General features: G+C 64.8%; 26 protein-coding genes. 15 read left to right on the plus strand and 11 right to left on the minus strand.

Features of this window, described 5'->3' with window-relative positions; genetic code table 11:
• Positions 1–119: 119 nt before the first annotated feature.
• The 4 genes from rplI to VGN46_RS01795 form a co-directional block, all read right to left on the minus strand.
• Positions 120–566, minus strand: coding sequence for a 50S ribosomal protein L9 (gene rplI, locus VGN46_RS01780; protein ID WP_331639988.1), 447 nt, complete (start codon positions 564–566; stop codon positions 120–122).
• A 106-nt stretch (positions 567–672) separates the two neighbouring features.
• Entirely contained in the window at positions 673–903 is a 231-nt protein-coding gene (gene rpsR / locus VGN46_RS01785; protein WP_029214018.1) for a 30S ribosomal protein S18, read from the minus strand.
• 15 nt (positions 904–918) lie between these two features.
• Positions 919–1,332 carry a 30S ribosomal protein S6 gene (rpsF, locus tag VGN46_RS01790; protein ID WP_331639992.1) on the minus strand — a complete coding sequence of 138 codons (414 nt, stop codon included), beginning with the start codon at positions 1,330–1,332 and terminating at the stop codon, positions 919–921.
• A 212-nt stretch (positions 1,333–1,544) separates the two neighbouring features.
• Positions 1,545–1,871 carry an iron-sulfur cluster assembly accessory protein gene (locus VGN46_RS01795; protein WP_331639994.1) on the minus strand — a complete coding sequence of 109 codons (327 nt, stop codon included), beginning with the start codon at positions 1,869–1,871 and terminating at the stop codon, positions 1,545–1,547.
• A gap of 124 nt (positions 1,872–1,995) precedes the next feature.
• Here VGN46_RS01795 and asnS point away from each other — a divergent pair, with 124 nt between their 5' ends.
• The 6 genes from asnS to VGN46_RS01825 are packed head-to-tail and all read left to right on the plus strand — an operon-like array spanning position 1,996 to position 7,246.
• Complete coding sequence (gene asnS, locus VGN46_RS01800) at positions 1,996–3,399, plus strand: asparagine--tRNA ligase (RefSeq protein ID WP_331639996.1); 1,404 nt, start codon at positions 1,996–1,998, stop codon at positions 3,397–3,399.
• A gap of 14 nt (positions 3,400–3,413) precedes the next feature.
• Positions 3,414–4,217 (plus strand): MalM family protein, encoded by an 804-nt coding sequence (locus VGN46_RS01805; RefSeq protein ID WP_331639998.1) that lies wholly within the window; start codon positions 3,414–3,416, stop codon positions 4,215–4,217.
• Between the two features lie 5 nt (positions 4,218–4,222).
• Positions 4,223–4,555, plus strand: coding sequence for a hypothetical protein (locus VGN46_RS01810; protein ID WP_331640000.1), 333 nt, complete (start codon positions 4,223–4,225; stop codon positions 4,553–4,555).
• Between the two features lie 28 nt (positions 4,556–4,583).
• Positions 4,584–5,372: an SDR family oxidoreductase gene (locus VGN46_RS01815; protein ID WP_331640002.1), complete on the plus strand. Its 789-nt coding sequence runs from the start codon at positions 4,584–4,586 to the stop codon at positions 5,370–5,372.
• 10 nt (positions 5,373–5,382) lie between these two features.
• Entirely contained in the window at positions 5,383–6,834 is a 1,452-nt protein-coding gene (locus tag VGN46_RS01820; RefSeq protein WP_331640004.1) for an aldehyde dehydrogenase, read from the plus strand.
• Complete coding sequence (locus tag VGN46_RS01825; protein WP_331640006.1) at positions 6,809–7,246, plus strand: RidA family protein; 438 nt, start codon at positions 6,809–6,811, stop codon at positions 7,244–7,246. Before VGN46_RS01820 ends, VGN46_RS01825 begins: the two co-directional genes overlap by 26 nt.
• Before the next feature lie 73 nt (positions 7,247–7,319).
• On the opposite strand, the gene hutG is transcribed toward VGN46_RS01825, so the two are convergent.
• The 3 genes from hutG to VGN46_RS01840 form a co-directional block, all read right to left on the minus strand.
• Complete coding sequence (hutG, locus tag VGN46_RS01830; RefSeq protein ID WP_331640008.1) at positions 7,320–8,117, minus strand: N-formylglutamate deformylase; 798 nt, start codon at positions 8,115–8,117, stop codon at positions 7,320–7,322.
• A 16-nt stretch (positions 8,118–8,133) separates the two neighbouring features.
• Positions 8,134–9,495, minus strand: a complete 1,362-nt coding sequence (gorA, locus tag VGN46_RS01835; protein WP_331640010.1) for a glutathione-disulfide reductase — start codon at positions 9,493–9,495, stop codon at positions 8,134–8,136.
• A gap of 76 nt (positions 9,496–9,571) precedes the next feature.
• Positions 9,572–10,831, minus strand: coding sequence for an NAD(P)/FAD-dependent oxidoreductase (locus VGN46_RS01840; protein WP_331640012.1), 1,260 nt, complete (start codon positions 10,829–10,831; stop codon positions 9,572–9,574).
• A gap of 133 nt (positions 10,832–10,964) precedes the next feature.
• Here VGN46_RS01840 and VGN46_RS01845 point away from each other — a divergent pair, with 133 nt between their 5' ends.
• From VGN46_RS01845 to VGN46_RS01860, 4 genes are all read left to right on the plus strand, one after another.
• Entirely contained in the window at positions 10,965–11,537 is a 573-nt protein-coding gene (locus tag VGN46_RS01845) for a C40 family peptidase (RefSeq protein ID WP_331640014.1), read from the plus strand.
• A gap of 130 nt (positions 11,538–11,667) precedes the next feature.
• Complete coding sequence (locus VGN46_RS01850; RefSeq protein WP_331640015.1) at positions 11,668–12,120, plus strand: organic hydroperoxide resistance protein; 453 nt, start codon at positions 11,668–11,670, stop codon at positions 12,118–12,120.
• A 103-nt stretch (positions 12,121–12,223) separates the two neighbouring features.
• Complete coding sequence (locus tag VGN46_RS01855; RefSeq protein WP_331640016.1) at positions 12,224–12,898, plus strand: DUF4386 domain-containing protein; 675 nt, start codon at positions 12,224–12,226, stop codon at positions 12,896–12,898.
• Positions 12,898–13,308 (plus strand): DUF6326 family protein, encoded by a 411-nt coding sequence (locus tag VGN46_RS01860; protein ID WP_331640017.1) that lies wholly within the window; start codon positions 12,898–12,900, stop codon positions 13,306–13,308. The genes VGN46_RS01855 and VGN46_RS01860 overlap by 1 nt, the downstream gene beginning before the upstream one ends.
• Before the next feature lie 67 nt (positions 13,309–13,375).
• On the opposite strand, the gene VGN46_RS01865 is transcribed toward VGN46_RS01860, so the two are convergent.
• Entirely contained in the window at positions 13,376–13,864 is a 489-nt protein-coding gene (locus VGN46_RS01865) for a peptidylprolyl isomerase (RefSeq protein ID WP_331640067.1), read from the minus strand.
• 53 nt (positions 13,865–13,917) lie between these two features.
• Positions 13,918–15,153: an MFS transporter gene (locus tag VGN46_RS01870; protein WP_331640018.1), complete on the minus strand. Its 1,236-nt coding sequence runs from the start codon at positions 15,151–15,153 to the stop codon at positions 13,918–13,920.
• Positions 15,154–15,279: 126 nt separating this feature from the next.
• Between VGN46_RS01870 and VGN46_RS01875 the strand changes: the two genes are divergently transcribed.
• The 5 genes from VGN46_RS01875 (at position 15,280) to VGN46_RS01895 (ending at position 18,979) form a co-directional block, all read left to right on the plus strand.
• Positions 15,280–15,627 (plus strand): hypothetical protein, encoded by a 348-nt coding sequence (locus VGN46_RS01875; protein ID WP_331640019.1) that lies wholly within the window; start codon positions 15,280–15,282, stop codon positions 15,625–15,627.
• A 54-nt stretch (positions 15,628–15,681) separates the two neighbouring features.
• On the plus strand, positions 15,682–16,347 hold the full coding sequence (locus VGN46_RS01880; RefSeq protein WP_331640020.1) for a class I SAM-dependent methyltransferase: 666 nt from the start codon (positions 15,682–15,684) through the stop codon (positions 16,345–16,347).
• Positions 16,348–16,397: 50 nt separating this feature from the next.
• Entirely contained in the window at positions 16,398–16,703 is a 306-nt protein-coding gene (locus VGN46_RS01885; protein ID WP_331640021.1) for an EF-hand domain-containing protein, read from the plus strand.
• Between the two features lie 240 nt (positions 16,704–16,943).
• Positions 16,944–18,449 carry a DEAD/DEAH box helicase gene (locus VGN46_RS01890; protein WP_331640023.1) on the plus strand — a complete coding sequence of 502 codons (1,506 nt, stop codon included), beginning with the start codon at positions 16,944–16,946 and terminating at the stop codon, positions 18,447–18,449.
• Between the two features lie 89 nt (positions 18,450–18,538).
• Positions 18,539–18,979, plus strand: coding sequence for a hypothetical protein (locus VGN46_RS01895; RefSeq protein ID WP_331640025.1), 441 nt, complete (start codon positions 18,539–18,541; stop codon positions 18,977–18,979).
• Here VGN46_RS01895 and rimJ read toward each other — a convergent pair.
• Together rimJ and fghA are read right to left on the minus strand one after the other, a co-directional pair.
• Positions 18,963–19,517, minus strand: coding sequence for a ribosomal protein S5-alanine N-acetyltransferase (rimJ, locus tag VGN46_RS01900; protein ID WP_331640027.1), 555 nt, complete (start codon positions 19,515–19,517; stop codon positions 18,963–18,965). The two genes, VGN46_RS01895 and rimJ, sit on opposite strands and share 17 nt — an antisense overlap.
• On the minus strand, positions 19,514–20,362 hold the full coding sequence (fghA, locus tag VGN46_RS01905) for an S-formylglutathione hydrolase (RefSeq protein WP_331640029.1): 849 nt from the start codon (positions 20,360–20,362) through the stop codon (positions 19,514–19,516). The genes rimJ and fghA overlap by 4 nt, the downstream gene beginning before the upstream one ends.
• Between the last annotated feature and the right edge of the window lie 133 nt (positions 20,363–20,495).

Genomic DNA, 20,495 nt, shown 5'->3' on the forward strand with positions numbered 1-20,495 from the left:
GCGCTGGCGCGCGATCGCGCGCCAGCGCGCTCCTACGGGAGGGTCGACAGGTGTCCTGGCACAAACGAAAACGGGCGCCACAAGGGCGCCCGCTTCGGGATCTAACGGAAGTGCGGAGCTTACGCGCCGACGACCTTGACCTTGACCTTCTGCTCCACCTCGGCGTGCAGCACGACAGTGACTTCGTACTCGCCGGTGTTGCGGAACGGGCCTTCGGCCTGGATCACTTCGCTCTTGTCGACCTGCAGACCCTTGGCGGTCAGGGCCTCGGCCACATCACGCGGGGTGACCGAGCCGAACAGCTTGCCTTCCGGCGAAGCGTTGACTTCGATGGTGACTTCGGCGCCGTCGAGCTTGGCGGCACGACCCTCGGCGCCGGACAGCTGGTCCTTGGCCTTGGCTTCGTACTCGGCACGACGTGCTTCGAATGCTTCGAGGTTGGCGACGGTCGCGCGAGCGGCCTTGCCGGTCGGGAGGAGGAAGTTACGACCGTAACCCGGCTTGACGTTGACCTTGTCGCCGAGGTTACCGAGGTTCTTCACCTTCTCGAGAAGAATGAGTTCCATGGGATGTTCCTTTCGTTAGCACGGGCAGAACCCGTGCAGCCGGACGGTTGTCCGAAATGTTCGCCTGGACTGGCGCCCTGCCCCTCAAGGGCGGGGCGCCGGCTTATCAGACGTCGTGGTTGTCGGTGTACGGCAGCAGCGACAGGAAGCGGGCGCGCTTGATAGCGGTCGCCAGCTGGCGCTGGTAGCGTGCCTTCGTGCCGGTGATGCGGCTCGGAACGATCTTGCCGTTCTCGGTGACGTACTGACGGAGGGTGTTGAGATCCTTGTAATCGATCTCTTTCACGCCTTCAGCGGTGAAACGGCAGAACTTACGGCGGCGGAAGAACTTGGACATGGCTATATTCCCCGATTAGTCGTCGCTGTCACGGTCGTTGTCGCTGTCGCGACCACCGCGGTCATCATTGTCGTCGTCACGGCGACGCGAACCCTTCTGCTCATCCTTTTCCTTGCTCTTCAGGATGAACGACTGTTCGGTGTCGGCTTCGTCACGGCGAATGACCAGGTGGCGCAGGACGGCGTCGTTGAAACGGAAGCCCGTCTCGAGTTCGTTCAGCGCGTTCTGGGAAACCTCGATGTTCAGCATCACGTAGTGAGCCTTGGCGAGGTTCTCGATCGGGTAAGCCAGCTGGCGGCGGCCCCAGTCTTCGAGACGGTGGATCTTGCCGTTGTCGCCTTCGATCAGCGTCTTGTAACGCTCGATCATGGCGGGCACCTGTTCGCTCTGGTCCGGGTGGACCAGGAACACAACTTCATAGTGACGCATGGTTGCTCCTTGTGGATGCACCCCTTACGGGGATGGCAGCCTCCCGGGGTACCGGTGAGGCAAGAAACCCCTCCGGACGGAGAGGTAGCCGCGCATTTTAAGGAGAAACGGGGAGTTAGGTCAACAGAGGGGTCGGGAATCGCGCGCAAGCGCGCTCCTACAACCGCCCACACCCTTGCAGGAGCGCGCTTGTGTGCGCTCCTGAGCTGGCCTCAAGAGACGGTAAACGACTCACCACACCCACATTCCCCGGTCGCATTGGGGTTGTGGAAGACAAACGAGGCATTCAGGCCCTGGCGCTGGAAGTCGATCAGCGTGCCATCGACCAGGGGAAGGCTCTTCGGATCGACCACGACCCGGATCCCGTCGATATCGAGCACCTGGTCCTCCGGGGCGATGGCCCCGGCCAGGTCCACCACGTAGCCAAAGCCCGAGCAGCCCATGCGCTTGACCGAAAAGCGGACGCCCGTGGCCTCGGGCGCCTGCGCCAGGAAGGAGCGCATGCGGTCGGAAGCGGCGGGAGTGATCTGGATGCTCATCAAAACGATTTCTTGCCGTGGTATACCCGGGGGACGGTGCCGTTCACGCGACCGTTACTTTATTATACAGGGTCATGTTCCTATCCGCCCGATATGCGGCGCCCTTTCTGGAGTTTCAATCGATATGACGGTGGTAAGCGTCAAGCAGGCCCTCGCCGGCGGCACGGCCGCGGCGGAACATGAAGTCACCGTGCGTGGCTGGGTGCGCACCCTGCGCGACTCCAAGGGCGGCCTTTCCTTCGTTAATGTGAGCGATGGCTCCTGCTTCGCCCCCATCCAGGTGGTGGCCACGGCCGATCTCGCCAATTACGAGACCGACGTGAAGAACCTCTCGGCCGGCGCGGGCGTCATCGCCACCGGCAAGCTCGTGCCCTCGCAGGGCAAGGGCCAGGCGTTCGAGATCCAGGCCACGAAGATCGAGGTCACCGGTTTCGTCGAGAACCCGCTCACCTACCCCATCCAGCCCAAGCAGCACTCCATGGAGTTCCTGCGCGAAGTGGCGCACCTGCGCCCGCGCACCAACCTGTTTGGCGCCGTCACCCGCGTGCGCCACACCATGATGATGGCGATCCACCGCATCCTGACGGAACAGGGCTTCTTCTGGATCAACACGCCGATCATCACCACCTCGGATGCCGAAGGCGCGGGCGACATGTTCCGCCTGTCCACCCTGGACCTGGCCAACCTGCCCCGCGACGACAAGGGCGGTATCGACTGGAAGAAAGATTTCTTCGGCCGCGAAGCCTTCCTCACCGTGTCGGGCCAGCTCAACGTCGAAGGCTATGCCATGGCGATGAGCAAGGTGTACACGTTCGGCCCGACGTTCCGTGCCGAGAATTCCAACACCACCCGCCACCTGGCGGAGTTCTGGATGGTCGAGCCGGAGGTGGCGTTCGCCACGCTCAGCGATATCGCCGACCTCGCCGAAGTGTTCCTCAAGGGCATCTTCAAAGCGGTGCTGGACGAGCGTGCCGACGACATGGCGTTCTTCGATGAGCGCGTGATGCCGGGCGCCGTGAAGCGTCTCGAGGACTTCATCGCAAAACCTTTCGAGCGCATCGACTACACTGATGCGATCACGATCCTGCAGAAGTCCGGCAAGAAGTTCGAGCACCCGGTGGCCTGGGGCGTCGACCTGCAGACCGAACACGAGCGCTTCCTCGCCGAGGAACATGTGGGCCGCCCCGTGGTCGTCATGAACTACCCGGAAGAGATCAAGGCCTTCTACATGCGCCTGAACGACGACGGCAAGACCGTGGCGGCCATGGACGTGCTGGCCCCGGGCATCGGCGAGATCATCGGTGGTGCCCAGCGCGAAGAGCGCCTGGATCACCTCGATGCGCGCATGCAGAAGTTCGGCCTCGATCTGGAAACGTACAACTGGTACCGCGACCTGCGCCGCTACGGCACCGTGCCCCATGCCGGCTTCGGCCTGGGCTTCGAGCGCCTGCTGGTCTACGTCTGCGGTCTTGGCAACATCCGTGATGCCATCCCTTACCCCCGTGCGGCAGGGAGCGCCGAGTTTTAAGACACCTGAAGATCATGCCCCGCATACTCAACCGCCTGTTCCCCCTTGCCGTCGCCCTCACTGTGCTGGGCGGCTGCAAGACCATCGTGCCGCCCAACTTTCGTCCGCCGGAAAATCCGTCGGTCACGGTGGATATCGCCCGCAAGGCGCTCGATGGCGCCGATCCGTGCTGTGGCAGCTTCGCCGACCTCTCCTACCAGGACATGTTGCCGTGGCAGCCGAAGCGCTTCGCGCTGACCAAGGAAACACCGGTTGCCAGCCTCAACGGCGATCGCAGCTATTTCCTTGCGTTCCGCCTGCCGCAGGGCGCGCAGATGCCGTACACGATCGCGCTCAAGTCCGAACTCAATGGCCGCTGGCTCAGCTCCAGCTACCTGTTCGCGCCGACGGTGGTGATCCTGGACGATGCGTTCCAGCCCCTGCATGCGGAAGACATCCAGCTGTGCGAGTACATCGGCTGGACCAGCGAAACCACGGGCGCGTTCGGCAAGTTCAAGGTGGAAGACGACCGCGCGCGCTACCTGGTGGTGTATTCCTCGGCCAAGCAGCAGAACAGCCAGACCTACTGGGAGCAGTCGCCTACGACGTTCTCGGCGGAAGCGCCGATCAAGATGAACTCGACCGGCAACTTCAAGATCCAGCACGGCCCCGATGGCGTGGTGTATGTCGGCATCGAGAACGACACCTACAAGAGCGCGCTCAAGAACGCCGTCTGCGGCAAGGCTGCGCCGGGCAACGGCGTCATCAATACGCTGAAGGACGTGGTCAGCACCGATCTGCTCGGTAACGACGCGAAGAAGAAAGAAAAGGGTAGCTAAGCACCATGATCGCTGCGGTTTATGTCTACCTCTTGCTCCTGCTCGGTGCCGTCGTGTTTTTCGTGCTGCACCTCGTGGCGCAGTGGCGCTTTTCCAGTCTGCTGAAGCAGCGTTACCCGGATCACTGGAAAACGATCACCGAGGCCGATACCGGCCGGCCCAACGGCATGGCCAACTGGCTGCGCATGCGCCGGGTGCTGCGCTCGGCCGCCCCCGCCCTGTTCAACGACCGCGACCTCGACCGCTGGCAGGGCTGGTGGCGGCGCGCGCCCTGGCTGGCCTGGCCGTGCTGGTTGGCCGCGATGGCGATACAGTGGTGGGCGATGAAACAGGGCTGACCGCCCACCACCCACCAAGGAGCGCCGCATGGATCTTCGCCTCACCGGACGTCACGCACTGGTCTGCGGCGCCTCGCAAGGCATAGGAAGGGCCACGGCGTTCGAGCTGGCCGAGCTCGGCGCCAGCATCACCCTGCTCGCCCGCTCCGCCGAGACCCTGAAGGCGCTGGCCGCCGAATTGCCCGCGACCCATCCCGGGCAAAAGCACGAGCACCTCGCCGTAGACATGCTGGATACGGATGCCCTGGCGGCCGCTGTCGCGGCCGTGGTCAAGGACCATGCCGTCCACATCCTGGTGAACAACAGCGGCGGACCGCCCCCCGGCGCCGTCCACGCCGCGGATACCGAGGCATTCCTGGTCGCCTATCGCCAGCACATCATCAGCGCCCAGGTACTTACCCAGGCCTGCCTGCCGGGCATGCGCGCAGCGCACTATGGCCGCATCGTCAACGTCATCTCCACATCGGTAAAGGAGCCCATCCCGAACCTGGGCGTGTCCAATACCGTGCGTGCCGCCATGGCGGGCTGGGCGAAGACCCTCTCGGCCGAGGTCGCCCACGATGGCGTCACCGTGAACAACGTGCTGCCTGGCTACACGCGCACACCGCGCCTGGACGCCCTGGTGGAATCCAGCGTGAAGGCCGGGCGTGGCCGCGATGAGGTCGAACGCGGACTGCTGGCGAGCGTGCCCGCCGCACGCTTCGGCGATCCCGCCGAAGTGGGCGCCGTCATCGCGTTCCTCGCCAGCCCTGCCGCCGGCTACATCAATGGCGTGAGCCTGGCCGTGGATGGCGGCCGCACGCGCAGCCTTAACTAAGGGCGCCACGATGCTCACGCTCAGCAACCTGATCGATGGTGAGCCGCGGGCGCCGCGTGGCGGGCGCTATCTCGAGGTGATCGACCCGGCCGTGGGCGATGTCTACGCCCGCTGCCCCGATTCCGATGCCGACGACGTCGCCGATGCCGTGGCGGCGGCATCGCGCGCCCTGCTCCGCTGGTCGACCCTGCCTGCCGAGGCGCGGGCCCGATGCCTGCAGCGCCTGGCCGACCTGATCGAAGCACGGCTGGATGAATTCGCCGCCGCGGAATCGCGTGACAGCGGCAAGCCGCTGACCCTCGCCCGCAGCCTCGATATCCCGCGCGCGATCGCCAACCTGCGCTTCTTCGCTGCCGCGGCCACCCAGTTCGCCGGCGAATCGCATGCGATGGAACACGGCGCTATCAACTACACCTTGCGCCTGCCACTGGGGGTCGTGGGCTGCATCAGTCCGTGGAACCTGCCGCTGTACCTGTTCACCTGGAAGGTGGCACCCGCGCTGGCCGCCGGCAATGCCGTCGTCGCGAAGCCTTCCGAGGTCACGCCACACACGGCGTGGTTCCTCGGCACGCTGGTGCAGGAAGCCGGCTTTCCCGATGGCATCTTCAATATCGTGCATGGCACGGGGCCTTCAGTCGGCGAAGCGATCGTCGTCCACGACGCGGTGAAGGCCGTGTCGTTCACGGGCAGCACGCGGACAGGCGTCGCGATCGCGTCGGCCGCCGCGCCCCGCCTGAAGAAGATCTCGCTCGAACTCGGCGGCAAGAACCCCGCCATCGTCTTCGACGACTTCGAATTCAACGACAAGACGATCGCCACTATCGTGCGCTCCGGCTTTGCCAACCAGGGCGAGATCTGCTTATGCGGCTCACGCCTGCTCGTGCAGCGAGGGATCTACGACCGCTTCCGCGAGGCTTACCTCGAACGCGTACGCGCGCTGCGCGTGGGCGATCCGCAGGAAGCCTCCAGCGACCTGGGCGCACTGGTATCGAAGGCACATTTCGACAAGGTCATCCGTTGCATCGAACGCGCACGTGCCGAGGGTGGCCAGGTACTGGTGGGTGGTGAGCAGGTGCAGGTCGGCGGCCGCTGCGCGGCTGGCTGGTTCGTGGCGCCTACCGTCATGGAAGGTCTGGCGTTCGATTCGGCGACCAACCAGGAAGAAATCTTTGGGCCGGTGGTCACGTTGATCCCGTTTGATACCGAGGACGAAGCGCTAGCCATCGCCAACGGCACACCCTACGGCCTGGCTGCATCACTGTGGACACGCGATATCTCCCGCGCGCACCGCATGGCAGCAAAGCTGGATTTTGGCATCGTGTGGATCAACTGCTGGATGCTGCGCGACCTGCGCACACCGTTCGGCGGCAGCAAACAATCGGGCGTAGGCCGCGAAGGCGGTTTTGATGCCATGCGTTTCTTCACGGAGGCCAGAAATGTCTGCATCGACCACGGGCTCTGACATCATCCGTGCCGACGGCGCACCCGCGCCGGTCGGCGCCTACCCGCACGCGCGCCGCGTGGGCAACCTGCTGTTCCTGTCGGGCGTCGGGCCGCGCACACCGGGTACGAACACCGTGCCAGGCAATGTCATGAGCGCGGATGGCATCCTCGTGTCGTATGACATCGAAGCGCAGTGCCGTCAGGTGTTCGCGAACGTGCGCGCTGTACTGGAAGCCAGTGGCGCTCGCTGGGAGGACCTGGTGGACGTCACCGTCTTCCTGACCCACATGGGTCGGGATTTCCCCGTATACAACCGGCTCTATGCGGAAGCGTTCGCGGGCGTCGATGCGTGCCGCACGACGGTCGGCATCAGCTCGCTGCCGACCCCCATCGCCATCGAGCTCAAATGCGTGGCAGCCCTACCCCTGTAGGAGCGCGCTTGCGCGCGATGCATTGGCCGCCTGCCGGCGAATCGCGCGCAAGCGCGCTCCTACAAGGGTGGAGTCAGGCGGTGAGTTGTTGCGTGCCCTGGAGGCAGGCGCTGAGCATTTCGCTGATCAGCAGCTGGACGCGCGCGGCGTGCTTCGGCAGGTATTCGAAGCTATCCTCATCCATGTAGGTGATTTGCGACAACTCGAGCTGGATGGCGCTGACGCCCTCTTCGGGACGGCCGTAGTTACGGGTGATATAGCCACCCTTGAAACGACCATTCACGACAAACGAATAGTCGCTCTGCGCTTCCAGGATCGCGGCGACCTTTTCCTGCAGGGGGCCCGCGCAGCTGATGCCATCGGCCGTGCCCAGGTTGAAATCCGGCAGTTTGCCATCGAACAGCATGGGCACATGGCTGCGGATCGAATGACCATCCCACAGGACCACGTGGCCGAACTGCGCCTTCAGGCGTGCGAGTTCCTCGGCGAGGGCGCGATGGTACGGCTTCCACCAGTGTTTCACCCGATCAGCCACTTCCTTGGCATCCGGCTCGAAGCCGCCGCGGTAAAGATCGTGGCCATCGAACATGATGGTCGGGACCAGCCCGGTTTCCTTCTTGCCCGGATACAGCGCGTGGCCATCGGCCGGCCGGTTCAGGTCCACCACGTAACGCGAGACCACGGGGCGGATGATGCTGGCACCAAGGCCCCTGGCGAAATCGTAGAGCTCCCCGACGTGCCAGTCCGTGTCCGGCGAGCGGCGTGCCGGCCGCTTCATGCGCGCGGCAATCTCGTCGGGGATGACGCTGCCGTTATGCGGCAGGCTGATCAGGAGCGGCGCGGTGCCGCGGTGCAGGGAATACGGGGTCATGGCGTGAGTGTACCGCTCAACCGGGCACGCGATCGCCCATGGTGACCATTTCTTCTGCCGAGGTCGGGTGGATCGCCATGGTGGCATCCAGGTCGGCCTTGGTGGCGCCCATTTTGATGGCCACGGCAAACCCCTGGAGGATCTCGTCCACGCCCGGCCCCAGCATCTGCATGCCGACGATGCGCGAATCCTCGCCCACGCAGATCAACTTGAAGCGCACGTACATGGGGCGACGCGCCAGCGCCAGTTGCATCGGCACGAAGGTCTGTTTGTAAAGGTGCACGTCCGTGCCGTAGGCCTCGCGGGCCTCCTGCTCGTTCATGCCCACCGTGCCTAGCGGGGGGTGCGAGAACACGACGCTGGGGATGTTCTGGTAATCGAGCTTCGCACCGGGCGTGTTGCCAAAAAGGCGGTCGGCCAGTTTGCGGCCAGCGTTCACCGCGACCGGCGTGAGCGCGAGACGCTGGGTGACATCACCCACGGCGTAGACGCCCGGCACGCCGGTCTCCTGGAAATCATCGACCTCGATCTGCCCCTCGTCATTCGTACCCAGGCCGATCGCATCCAGCGCCAGCGATGCCGTATTGCCGTGCCGACCCACCGCCTGGATAAGCAGGTCATAGGGGCCGGGCCGAGTGCCCTTATCGCAATCGAGCAACAACCCGCCCTCCGTCGGGTGGGCGGCTTCGATCTGGCATGCGTAATTGATGGCGATGCCGTGTTTCGTCATCTCCTCGCCGAGCTGGAACGCCATCTCTTCATCGAAGCTGCTCATCAGGCGGCCGCGCACATAAAGATCGACGTCGCTTCCGAGCGCGCGCAGCACGCCGGCCAGCTCTACGGCGATATAACCGCCGCCGATGATGGCAGTTCGCCTGGGGCAGGCGCGCAGGTCAAAGAAGCCATCCGACGTGACGCTGTGCTCAAAGCCTGGTTTATCGAGGGTATTCGCCGATGAACCTGTCGCGATGATGACGTGCGGCGCCTGCAGGGTGCGATCACCCGCCGCGATACGCTGCGACGCGATGAAATGCGCGGTCGCATGCACCAGCGTGACGTTCCATTTATCCAGTTGTTGCCGGTAGCTGCCGTGGATGCGGTCGATGTACGCGTCACGGCGCTCGATGAAGCCTGGCCAGTTGAGCTCGCCCGGCTTGTCGGTAAAGCCGTAGTCGGCCGCGATGTACTGCGCCTCAGCCATCTGCGCCGCGTACCACATCGCCTTCTTCGGCACGCAGCCGACGTTGACACAAACGCCACCGAGCTCCTTCGGCTCGATAAGCGCCACCTTCGCTCCGTGTTTCGCTGCACGGATCGCCGAGGCCAGGCCACCCGAGCCGCCGCCAATCACGATGAGGTCGAAGGCTTCGTCGGACATGTACGGCTCCAGGAGAACAAGAATGGCGACACCGTAACAAAGTCGCCCTGGCGATGCGCGTGAAAAGGTGTCGCGCCTACAAACCGAAGCGCGCCGGCGAATAAGGCGCCGCATCCAGCGTCGGCGCGGGACCGGCAAGCAGGCTCGCGACAAGCTCGCCTGTCGCCGCTGACATACTGATGCCGAGCATGCCGTGCGCGGTGGCATAGACCAGGTTCGACCAGCGCGCACTGGGACCGATGATCGGCACCTCATCCACGCTCATCGGCCGCCACCCCCACCACGGGGTCACCTCGCCCTGTCCTTCGGGCTCGTGCAGGTAGTCCGCCGCGCCGCGCCGCAGCGCGTGCAGGCGCACGTCATTCAGCCCTTCGGCAAACCCGGAGAACTCCATCGTGCTACCGAGCCGGTATCCCGAGGTCCACGGCGTGACGCACACGGCCGCTTCGCGCAACACCAACGAATGCGTCGGCGCGTTTACCGGCGGCTGCTCCCACGTCAGCGAATAGCCCTTGCCCGGTTGCATCGGCAGGCGGATCTCAAGCAGGCGCCCGACCAGGGGCGACCATGCGCCCAGGGCCATCACCACCCGCTCGCCACTAAAGACGCCACCCGTCGTGCGTACATGGGAAATGCGTTCCCCATCGGTCACGAACGAATCGATTCGTGCCCCGGTTTCGATGGCGCCGCCGAGTTCGCGGACGCGGCGCGCCAGTTCAGACACGTAGAGATCGGGACGCAGCCGCGCATCGCCTGGATGCAGAAGGCCGCCTACCACCCCGTCACGCAGCGATGGCTCCAGGGCCAGCACGTCGTCGCCCATGAGGACGCGAACATCCATGCCAAGCCGTCGCAGCAGTTCCACATGGGCGCGATCGTTCTGCAGCATGCGTTCGTCGCGGTAGACATAAAGCTCGCCGACATCCTCGAATTCGCAGGCAAGGTCGTCGGCCGTTACCAGTTCGCCGATCAGTGCCCGCGACCGCGCCAGCATGGCACCACGCGCCTCACCAGCGCGCTGATAGTCGCGCCACGTGCAGCGCCTGGCAAAGCCAAGCAGCCAGCGTGCCCGCTCCGGGTCAAGCCGCGGGTTGACGTAAAGCGGGGCATCGTTGCGCAACATGGAGCGCAACGCGGTGCCGACCATACCGGGCATGGTCAACGGGCCGGCATGGCTAGGCGTCACCGTGCCGCAATTGCCGTGGGAGCTGCCGCTGCCCGGGGTGTCCTGCTCCAGGACCCGCACGCTGGCGCCGGATTTCAGCAGGTAGAGCGCACAGGCCAGGCCGATCACGCCGCCGCCCATGATCAGCACATCACTTCGGGATCTTTCCATGGGCCCAGTTTAACGGGCCAGGCCTCGTGCGGCGGGCTCTGCAGGCCATCATTTCGTGCAAACTGAGAGGTATTCCACGCAACCTATTGATTTGTTACCCTCCCGGTGCCGATCCTGACAGGGGAAACGCCCGATGCTCACCGCCATGCTACCCATCCGCCCGCTTCGCGCCTTAGGGTTCGTCGCGCTAGCGGCTGCCCTGGCATTGCTCGCGGCCTGCGGTAGCAGCCCGCGACGCCCCTCGTCTTCCCAGCGGAATAACCCGGCCTCGGCCGTTCCGTTGGCGAAGAACCTCAACTGGTCGACCAAGGCGGCCACGGCACCGCCGGCGGATGCGGCCAACGATGTCCTCTTTCGTGCCATCGGCCTGGTGGGCACGCCCTATCGCTGGGGCGGTAACACCCCCGCTGGCGGCTTCGATTGCAGCGGGCTGGTCAACTACATCTACCTCACCTCTACAGGCCTGCGCCTGCCGCGCACTTCCACCGAGATGGCCGCCCTGGACAAACCCAAGGTCAGTGAATCCGATCTCGAAAGTGGCGACCTGGTCTTCTTCGGCCGTGGGCACGTCAGCCATGTGGGCGTTTATGTGGGCAAGGGCCGCTTCGTCCATGCGCCCAATTCCGGCGGCACGGTCCGCCTGGATGAGCTCGATGGCGCGTATTGGAAGGAGAACTTCGTCTATGGTCGACGCGTTCTAAACTGAACGAATGGCAACATGCAGTCGGTTGATGTACGAATTAGATTGCGCGCTATTTAATTGCGTGCTCTACTTACTTCACGGCCCGGGATGACCCGGCGCTTCCTCCCCTGTCAGCCACAAAGGATCGTTTCCCATGAGCAACGTCTCGAAGATTGAAAAAGTCCTCTATACCGCCCACGCCGAAGTCGCCGGCGGCCGCGAGGGTCACGTCAAGAGCAACGATGGCCTGATCGACCTGCAGCTGCGCCTGCCGAAGGAAATGGGCGGCGCCGGTGGCGGCAGCAACCCGGAACAGCTCTTCGCTGCCGGCTACGCGGCATGCTTCGAGGGCGCCGTGCGCTTCGTCGCCGGCCAGAAGAAGGTCAATGTCGACGGCGCCTCGGTGAAGAGCGAAGTCGGCATCGGCCCGCGCCAGGGTTCGGGCTTCGCGATTAACGTGAAGCTGGCCGTCAGCCTGCCGGGCGTAGATGACGCGACCGCGCAGCAGATCGTCAAGACCGCGCACGAAGATGTCTGCCCGTACTCGCACGCCACCCGCGGCAACATCGACGTCGACGTCAGCGTCAACGGCAAGGCGATCGCGTAAGCGGTCACGGATCGGCGGGGGCTTCATGCCCCCGCCTTCCGGCACAGGGAATGTGTGACGGGGTGGCGCAGAGTGCTGCCACACCGCTTCACAGGGACGGGGCATGACCACGCAAAGCAAGCAGGCCCGTAGCGCTGGGCTTTGGTTTCTCGTCGTTATCCTGGCCGCCCCCGTGCGGCTTATCGTCGTTCCCGATGGATCGGCGCGCGATGTCATCGATCACATCACGCTCTACCAGGCAGGCATCGTCACCGACCTGCTGACCGGCGTCGCCATGCTGTTCCTCACCTTCGCCCTGCGCCGGCTCCTGCTCGGCGTACAGCAGGACTGGGCGAATGCACTGGTGATCCTGGGCGGGATCATCCCCGCCGCGCTTTACGTGGTGAACGTAGGCAACGATGCGGCGGCCATGCTCCTCTCGAAAGGCGCCCCGTTTCTCGACGCATTCAACGAGGCCCAGCGCTCCGCGCTCGCAGAACTCTTCCTGCACCTGCACGGCCGCTTGATCGTCGCCGCCGAATTGTTCTGGGGTCTGTGGCTCTTACCGCTGAGTGCGCTTGTCTGGCATTCCCGTTTCCTGCCTCGCCTGCTCGGCGCCTGGCTGCTCATCAATGGCATCGCGTACGTGGCGCAGTGCGTCGCCGGCTTCGCATGGCCATCGATCGCGCCGACACTCTCGTCGATCTGCGCACCGATCCAGTTCGGTGAAATCGCATTCGCGCTGTGGCTGCTTGTCTTCGGCGCGCGGCCCCACTTGAGCAGCAAGGAGATGGCCTGATGGCGGCACTTGAGGATGTGAAGGTTCCGGTCCGCCTGCGCCTTGCGGGCCTCTGGACATCGCTGATGTTCTGCTACATCTACGGCGATTACTTCGGCTTGTATGGCAAAGGCAAGCTGCAGGAAATGCTCGATGGCAGCTTCGGCCCACTAGGCCCCACGACCAGCGGCGTGCTCGTCGGCGTCAGCCTGATGATGGCCGTGCCCGCGCTCATGGTGTTTGGTTCGGTAGCGCTGCCGGCGGCGATCAGTAAATGGGCGAACATCGTCCTCGGCCTGGCCTATGCCGCGATCATGCTGCTCACCATGGCGGGCGGCGCCCCTGCGTTCTACATCACGCTCGGCGTCATCGAGGTGCTGCTGAGCCTGTGCACCATCGTTACCGCATGGCGGTGGCCAAGGTCGCGCTAAGCGGACGGGCAACCATGCATAAAAAAGGCGGCCAAACGGCCGCCCTTTTTTATGCATGGTTGAAGAATCAGTGCGCGCCGTCGCCGTTCGGGTGGGCGTGGCCGTGGGCGATTTCTTCTTCCGAAGCCTCACGCACCGACTGCACGTCGATGTTGAAGGTCAGCGTCTTGCCGGCCATCGGGTGGTTGGTGTCGATATCGACCACGCTGGAACCGACCTTTTGCACGACAACCGCCTGCTGGCCGCCTTCCTTCAGCGAAAGGATGGTCGTGTCGCCCGCCTTGAGACCCTTGCCCTGGTTCGGGAAGTACTTCTTCGGCACGCGCTGGGTCGCCCCTTCGCGGCGCTCGCCGTAACCCTGGTCCGGAGCGATCTCGAGGTCGAACTTGTCGCCCGCCGACTTGCCTTCCAGGCCGGCTTCCATACCCGGGATCAGCTGGCCGTGGCCAAGCAGGATCCACAGCGGCTCGCCACCGTCAGTCGAGCTTTCGACCTGGGTGCCGTTGACACTGAGGGTGTAATGGAACGAGATGACCTTGCCCTTGCCAGCCTGCATGTTGGTTTCTACCAGATGAAAACGGGGCATTTTACCGGGCGCGGGGCTTGCCGTCACGCCGCCCGGCGGTCCCGGCCAAAGCCCCTGCCACGGGCCTCGGGCCCCAGCCAGGTCAGCACGGCCAGCAGCACGGCCACGGCGGCTATCCAGCAGGACATGGCGAAGGCGAAATCGCCCCCGCGCCACTCAGCCAGCCAGGTCTGGGCCGTGGCCGTGATCGCAGCCAGCAAGTTGCCCATCTGGTAGGCGAAGCCGGGCAACGTACCGCGGACCGCATCCGGCGATAGCTCGTTCAGATGGGTGGGCACGACGCCCCAGGCGCCCTGGACCATGACCTGGATCAGGAAGGCGCCCAGGCCCAGCAGGATCAGCGAGCCGCCGTACATCCACAGCGGGATCACCGGGATAGCCAGTAACGCGGCAATGATGATCGCCTTGCGCCGACCGATCTTCTCCGACAGCGAACCGAAGGTGAGACCACCGACCAAGGCACCGATGTTGAGCAGCGCGGTGAGCAGGAACGCCGTGCTCGAACCTGCCGGTATCTTCAGCGACTCCTGCAGGAAGGTCGGATACATGTCCTGCGAGCCATGGCTGAACATGTTGAAGGCGGCCATGAGCAGCATGAGGTAGATAAATAACTTCCAGTGGCCGCGCATCGAGGCCATCACCCCTTCACGGGGTTCGCTCTGCCGCTGCTCCCACACTGGCGACTCGGGCACCTTACGGCGGATGTACAGCACCAGCAGGGCCGGCAGCGCTCCGACGACGAAAAGGCCACGCCAGCCGATGTGATCGACGAGCAGCCAGTTCGCCAGCGCGGCGAGGAAAAAACCGCAGGGGTAACCGCTTTGCAGCAGGCCCGACACAAAGCCCCGCGACTTCGCCGGGATCGACTCCATGGCAAGCGACGCGCCGATGCCCCACTCACCGCCCATCGCCACGCCGAACAGGAAGCGCAGGCCGAGCAGCACCGCAAGGCTCGGTGCGAAGGCGCAGGCAACCTCCAGGACCGAGAACAGGACGATATCGAACATCAGCACCGGGCGGCGGCCGTAGCGGTCGGCGAGCCGGCCGAAGATCAGCGCGCCCAGCGGCCGGGCCGCCAAGGTAAGGAACAAGCCGTAGGTCACCTCCGCCTTGGGCACGTTGAACTCATGTGCGATGGCCAGGATGACGAAGGTCAGGAGGAAGTAGTCGAATGCATCGAGGGTCCAGCCGAGGAAGCTGGCCAGGACGGTATGCCGCTGGCTGTGATTCAGTTCGCGCAACGCGGCGGGCAATGGCATCAGAAATTCCTCAAACACAGGTCGCCGCAGAGGCTAGCACAGGGCAAAATGCCAACATCGGGCTCACGGCCCGATGACGAGGCCCGGCTACACTGGCCGACGCCATCACGACCGACGGAGGACGCTATGAAGTATCCGCGCTTGATCGTTTCGCTCGCCCTTGCCACCACGCTGGCCAGCGCTGCCACGCTTGCCCATCCGAGCACGCCGCAGCCACAACCCGGAGCAGCACAACCGCAACAGGCCGCGCCCGCTACGGCGTCTGACGCGAGCAGTAGCGAAGTGCCCGCCTTTGACGAACTCAACAAGAGCGGAAAGGGCCTCGTCCGTAGCGATCTGCCGAAGGACAACGCGGCATTGAAAGAAATGCGCGCTCACTTCCCGGAAGCGGACAAGGATCATAACGGCCGCCTCGACGCATCCGAATACAATGCGTACGTGCACAAGGGCGATGCGGGCAAAGCCCAGCAGTAAGCTCAAGGGCCGGGCGGGCAAACACCCGGCCCCTCCACGGATGGTGATCACGCCATGACCCTTTCCCGCCACGCACGCCAGCGCATCGCTTCACGCTTCAGCACACGCGGCGATCGCATCTACATCCACGGCAAACTCGCCACGGATCCGGTCTACGCGGCCTGCGTCGCCGCCGTGTCGACCCACCCCCTGCCCCTTCTCGATATCGGCTGCGGGCTGGGACTGCTCGGCCATTACCTTCATGCCTGCGGCGTACTCGATGGCTACCTCGGGCTCGACAGCGATCCGCGAAAGATCGCGATGGGACGCGAGGCAGCCGAGCGAGCCGGCCTGGGCCATGCGCTGACGCTGCGGCAGGCGGATGCCACATCGCCGCAGCCCGTGCGCGGACACGTGGCCCTGCTCGACGTCCTGCATTACCTGCCCAGGGAACGCCAGGGACAACTGCTGGACCACGCCGTGGACCATCTTGCCGAAGGCGGCGTGCTCGTCCTGCGCAGCGTGATTCGGGATGGGTCCTGGCGCTACCGGGCGACGGTCCTTGAGGAGAAGTTTATTCACGCCGTCGGCTGGATTCCCGGCGGGGCCCAATACTTTCCCACCGCTGACGATATCCGCGGGGTTCTCGAACCTCGCGGCATCGACGTCCGGTTCCGGCCCCTCTTCGGCCGCACCCCCTACAACAGCTGGCTGATGACTGCCTCGCGCCGCACCGGCTGAAGGCGTATAACTGCCGTGGCAGGTAAGCAATCACCACAGGGGAGAACCACATGAAGTGCACGCGCTTTATCGTTCTGTCCGCCGCCGGCATGCTGTTCGCCGGTGGTGCTTTTGCACAGCTGAGCCAGGCCCCCGGGGCCCGGGCACAGCCCGTCAATGCCGCGTTGATGGGAACCGATGCCCCGGCATTCGTCGATATTGCGAAGAAGCACCCGGGCTATCTGGAGCGCAGCGATGTGCCCAAGGATGACAAAACCCTGGCCGTGCTCCGCTCCCACTTCAAGGAAGCCGATGCGAACGGCGATGGTCATGTAGATGAACAGGAGTACCGCGCTTACATGGCCAAGAGCCGATAAACGCCCGCCGGCGCATGCTGCGCCGCAAAACGTGCTAGAATCGGCGAGTCGTGCCGGCGCTATCGACTCCCTTGCGGAGCTTAGGCGCGGGTCCTGAAGCCAGGACCCCGCCCCTCCCCCACCCCCGAACAGCGCGCACGACACCGGCCAGCCCGTCGCCCTTTTGGCACGCGCGGCCGCCGAATTCATCGCCTGCAGCGCGGTTCCAGGGAACGCTCGGGCACACAGGAGTCACTCCACATGTCCTTTGATTCGCTGGGCCTTGCGCCCGCGTTGCTGCGCGCGCTTGCTGAGGCCGGCTACAAGAACCCGACGCCGATCCAGGCCGCCGCTATTCCCGAGGTCCTCGCGGGCCGCGACCTGATGGCTGCCGCGCAGACCGGTACCGGCAAGACCGCCGCGTTCCTGCTGCCGGTCCTGCACCGCCTGATCAACACGCCGATGCTCGAGGGCCGCCGCCCGGTCCGCGTGCTCATCCTTACCCCGACCCGCGAGCTTGCCGCGCAGGTCCAGGACAACCTTTCCGACTATGCGAAGTACGTGCGCGTGAGCAGCACGGTGATCTTCGGTGGCGTCGGCATGGGCAACCAGCTGCACGCCCTGCGTCGTGGCGTCGAAGTCGTCGTCGCTACGCCGGGTCGGCTCATCGACCACATGATGCAGCGCTCGGTCGACCTCTCGAAGGTCGAAGTGCTGGTACTCGATGAAGCCGACCGCATGCTCGACATGGGCTTCCTGCCTGCGCTGAAGCGCATCCTTGCCGCCGTGCCGAGCAAGCGCCAGACCCTGCTGTTCTCCGCGACGTTCGCACCGGAAATCAAGGCGCTCGCGCAGCAGTTCATGCGCGACCCGCGCGAAGTCGCCACGGCACCGGCGAACACCGTCGCCAACACCGTGACGCACCGCGTGCACCCGGTGGATGCCGCGCAGAAGCGCGACCTGCTCCTGCACGTCCTCGCCCAGGACAGCCGCCGCCAGACCCTGGTGTTCAGCCGTACCAAACACGGCGCCGACAAGCTGGTGCGTTTCCTCGAAGCCGCCGGCATGCGTGCCGCCGCGATCCACGGCAACAAGAGCCAGAACGCCCGCACCCGCGCGCTTTCGGATTTCAAGACCGGCCGGACGACCGTACTCGTGGCTACCGATATCGCAGCGCGCGGCATCGACATCGACCAGCTGCCGGTGGTGATCAACTTCGACCTGCCGATGGTCGCCGAAGACTATGTGCACCGCATCGGCCGCACCGGTCGTGCCGGCGCCGAGGGTCAGGCCGTGTCGCTGGTGAGCCACGATGAGTCGGGCCTGCTCCGTGACATTCGTCGCCTGCTGAAGTCGGACCTCGAGATCGTCGACGTGGAAGGCTTCGCGCCGAGCACGCCGCTGCGTCTGGATGCCGGCGCACCGCGTCCGAAGCAGGGAGGCCAGGGTGGCGGCCAGCGTCAGGGTGGTAGCAGTCAGCGCCAGGGTGGCGGGCAGCGCGCCTCGAGCGGTGGTCAGCGCCAGGGTGGCAATGGCCAGGGCCGTAGCCATGAAGGTCGCGGCCAGCGCAGCCAGGAAGGCCAGAGCCGCGGTGGCCGGGATGGCCAAAGCCGTGGCCAGGCCCAGGAAGGCCAGGCTCGCTCCAGCAACGGCGGTCGTCCGTCGTCGCACCGCCCACACGGCCACTCGGCCGCAGGCACCGGCGAGAACACCGGCAACCACAAGCGCCGCCGTCAGAGCCGCGGACCGGCGTCGAACAAGGCCTGATGGCCTAGCCGCATGGGCGATGGTGCGCCCGTGCGGCTATCGGGATCATGCGGGGCTGGCAGGCCCTCTTGATGTAGGTACGACCCCGCATGACCCGTTTGCATCGTTACACCACGCACGTTCTGCGCACCTTGTTCGGCGCACTCTTCGTCTTCTCCGGCCTGAACCATATTTTTGGTTTCTGGCAGCCGCCCGCGCCGCATACGAATGCCGGCCACGCGTTTATCGCCGGGCTGGTCGCCAGCGGATTCATCCTGCCGCTACTCGGCGTGCTATTTACCTATGCAGGCGTGGCACTCATCGCGCACCGCATGGTCGCCACCGCCTTGCTCATCCTGGCCGCGCCCGTCGTCGTCATCTTCGGATACCACTTCGTGACCGAAGGCGAACTGTTCGGGCCGCACGTTTTCGTCCTGGCGATCTACCTTTGGCTGGCCTGGGAAGAGCGGGCGGCATGGTCCGCGCTGTTCGCCGCGGATGGCAAACGTCCCTCGCCCGCCGACTCGTCGCCGCTCAGCCCTGCGTTCTGATCTTCGCCGTGAGCACGTGGTCCTCCCACAGCCCTTCTATCTTCAGGTAACGCTTGGCATAGCCTTCTTTCTCGAAGCCCAACCGCTCCAGCAGCCGTCCACTGCGATCGTTCCGCGGCATGTAGTTCGCCATGACGCGATGGAAATCCAATGGACCAAAGGCATAACGCACCGCAGCGTCCAGCGCTTCGAACATCAGGCCCTGCCCCTCGGACTTGCGGGCCATGCCGTAACCCAGATGACAGGCCTGGAAGACCCCGCGCACCACGTTCGCAAAGGTGAAGCTACCCAGCATTTCGCCACCATCAGGCGATAGCATCACGAACGGAAAACCGCGATCGGAACGCGCCGCTTCGAGTCCGGCTTCAATGGTCTGCCGACACCCGTCCAGCGTGTAGTGCGACGTGTTCCGCAGCGGTTCCCACGGCCGCAGGTGCTCGCGATTCTCCATGCGATATCGCAACAGCAACTCCGCCTCCTCGATGTCGAGCAAGCGGATCAGCAAGCGCGGCGTGCGCATGCGCACCGGTTCACTCATAGCGCCAGCGCATTCGCATGGTGGCGGAGGTGATCTTCGACGAAGCTCTGGATGAAGTAATAGCTGTGGTCGTAGCCCGGCTGCATGCGCAACCTGAGCGCCTGCTTCGCCTTCTCGCATGCGGCTTCGAAACGCTGCGGCTTCAGCTGGTTCACCAGAAAGCCATCGGCTTCACCCTGGTCGATCAGGATGGTGCCGCTGAAGTGCGCGCCGTCCTCGACGAGGGCGGTCGCGTCGTACTTGCGCCATGCCTTTTTGTCCTCACCGAGATACCGCGGGAACGCTTTCTGGCCCCAGGGCACATTGCACGGTGCCACGATCGGCGCGAACGCGGACAGCGAGCGATAGCGCCCTGGGTTACGTAGGGCGATCGACAAGGCGCCATGCCCACCCATGGAGTGGCCGAAGATGCCCTGGCGGCCCATATCGAATGAGAAGCGTTCTGCGACGAGACGGGGCAGTTCGTCGACCACGTAGCTATACATACGGAAGCGCGCGTTCCAGGGCGCCTCGGTCGCATCGAGATAGAAACCCGCCCCCTCGCCGAACTCCCAGTCGCCGGTCGCACCCGCGATACCTGTATCGCGCGGGCTCGTATCTGGCATGACCAGGGCCAGGCCCAGTTCCGCCGCAAGGCGCTGGGCCCCCGCCTTGATCGTGAAGGTCTCCGCGCTACAGGTCAGCCCGGCGAGGTACCAAAGCACCGGCACCGGCCCCTTCTCCGCCGCTGGGGGCAGGTAAACGGCAAATTTCATCGGGCCGCCACAGGCCTCCGAGGCATGGCTGTAGAAGCCCTGGATGCCACCGAAGCAGCGCTGCTCCGACACCGTCTCGATCGCCGTCATGCCTTTCTCCCTCTGAAAGCTGACCGAAGAGTGTAACGCCGACACCAGAAAGGGCTACGGCCTGCCACGTAAGCCACTGATCGCTGCTACAATACCGTTACTGCCCGGCGCTTTATCCGCCGCCGCGCCCCTC

Origin of the sequence: Luteibacter sp. (assembly GCF_036500425.1) — a bacterium.
In the GTDB taxonomy this organism is placed as follows: domain Bacteria; phylum Pseudomonadota; class Gammaproteobacteria; order Xanthomonadales; family Rhodanobacteraceae; genus Luteibacter.

Coding starts and splice junctions, on each gene's coding strand:
- VGN46_RS01805 (WP_331639998.1), top strand. CDS start 3,414: ATGCCCCGCATACTCAACCGCCTGTTCCCCCTTGCCGTCGCCCTCACT.
- VGN46_RS01845 (WP_331640014.1), top strand. CDS start 10,965: ATGCTCACCGCCATGCTACCCATCCGCCCGCTTCGCGCCTTAGGGTTC.
- rimJ (WP_331640027.1), bottom strand. CDS start 19,517: ATGAGTGAACCGGTGCGCATGCGCACGCCGCGCTTGCTGATCCGCTTG.
- hutG (WP_331640008.1), bottom strand. CDS start 8,117: ATGACCCCGTATTCCCTGCACCGCGGCACCGCGCCGCTCCTGATCAGC.
- VGN46_RS01840 (WP_331640012.1), bottom strand. CDS start 10,831: ATGGAAAGATCCCGAAGTGATGTGCTGATCATGGGCGGCGGCGTGATC.
- VGN46_RS01795 (WP_331639994.1), bottom strand. CDS start 1,871: ATGAGCATCCAGATCACTCCCGCCGCTTCCGACCGCATGCGCTCCTTC.
- VGN46_RS01860 (WP_331640017.1), top strand. CDS start 12,898: ATGGCGGCACTTGAGGATGTGAAGGTTCCGGTCCGCCTGCGCCTTGCG.
- gorA (WP_331640010.1), bottom strand. CDS start 9,495: ATGTCCGACGAAGCCTTCGACCTCATCGTGATTGGCGGCGGCTCGGGT.
- VGN46_RS01810 (WP_331640000.1), top strand. CDS start 4,223: ATGATCGCTGCGGTTTATGTCTACCTCTTGCTCCTGCTCGGTGCCGTC.
- VGN46_RS01880 (WP_331640020.1), top strand. CDS start 15,682: ATGACCCTTTCCCGCCACGCACGCCAGCGCATCGCTTCACGCTTCAGC.
- rpsF (WP_331639992.1), bottom strand. CDS start 1,332: ATGCGTCACTATGAAGTTGTGTTCCTGGTCCACCCGGACCAGAGCGAA.
- VGN46_RS01895 (WP_331640025.1), top strand. CDS start 18,539: ATGACCCGTTTGCATCGTTACACCACGCACGTTCTGCGCACCTTGTTC.
- VGN46_RS01885 (WP_331640021.1), top strand. CDS start 16,398: ATGAAGTGCACGCGCTTTATCGTTCTGTCCGCCGCCGGCATGCTGTTC.
- fghA (WP_331640029.1), bottom strand. CDS start 20,362: ATGACGGCGATCGAGACGGTGTCGGAGCAGCGCTGCTTCGGTGGCATC.
- VGN46_RS01850 (WP_331640015.1), top strand. CDS start 11,668: ATGAGCAACGTCTCGAAGATTGAAAAAGTCCTCTATACCGCCCACGCC.
- VGN46_RS01815 (WP_331640002.1), top strand. CDS start 4,584: ATGGATCTTCGCCTCACCGGACGTCACGCACTGGTCTGCGGCGCCTCG.
- VGN46_RS01820 (WP_331640004.1), top strand. CDS start 5,383: ATGCTCACGCTCAGCAACCTGATCGATGGTGAGCCGCGGGCGCCGCGT.
- VGN46_RS01875 (WP_331640019.1), top strand. CDS start 15,280: ATGAAGTATCCGCGCTTGATCGTTTCGCTCGCCCTTGCCACCACGCTG.
- VGN46_RS01855 (WP_331640016.1), top strand. CDS start 12,224: ATGACCACGCAAAGCAAGCAGGCCCGTAGCGCTGGGCTTTGGTTTCTC.
- asnS (WP_331639996.1), top strand. CDS start 1,996: ATGACGGTGGTAAGCGTCAAGCAGGCCCTCGCCGGCGGCACGGCCGCG.
- VGN46_RS01865 (WP_331640067.1), bottom strand. CDS start 13,864: ATGCAGGCTGGCAAGGGCAAGGTCATCTCGTTCCATTACACCCTCAGT.
- rpsR (WP_029214018.1), bottom strand. CDS start 903: ATGTCCAAGTTCTTCCGCCGCCGTAAGTTCTGCCGTTTCACCGCTGAA.
- VGN46_RS01890 (WP_331640023.1), top strand. CDS start 16,944: ATGTCCTTTGATTCGCTGGGCCTTGCGCCCGCGTTGCTGCGCGCGCTT.
- rplI (WP_331639988.1), bottom strand. CDS start 566: ATGGAACTCATTCTTCTCGAGAAGGTGAAGAACCTCGGTAACCTCGGC.
- VGN46_RS01825 (WP_331640006.1), top strand. CDS start 6,809: ATGTCTGCATCGACCACGGGCTCTGACATCATCCGTGCCGACGGCGCA.
- VGN46_RS01870 (WP_331640018.1), bottom strand. CDS start 15,153: ATGCCATTGCCCGCCGCGTTGCGCGAACTGAATCACAGCCAGCGGCAT.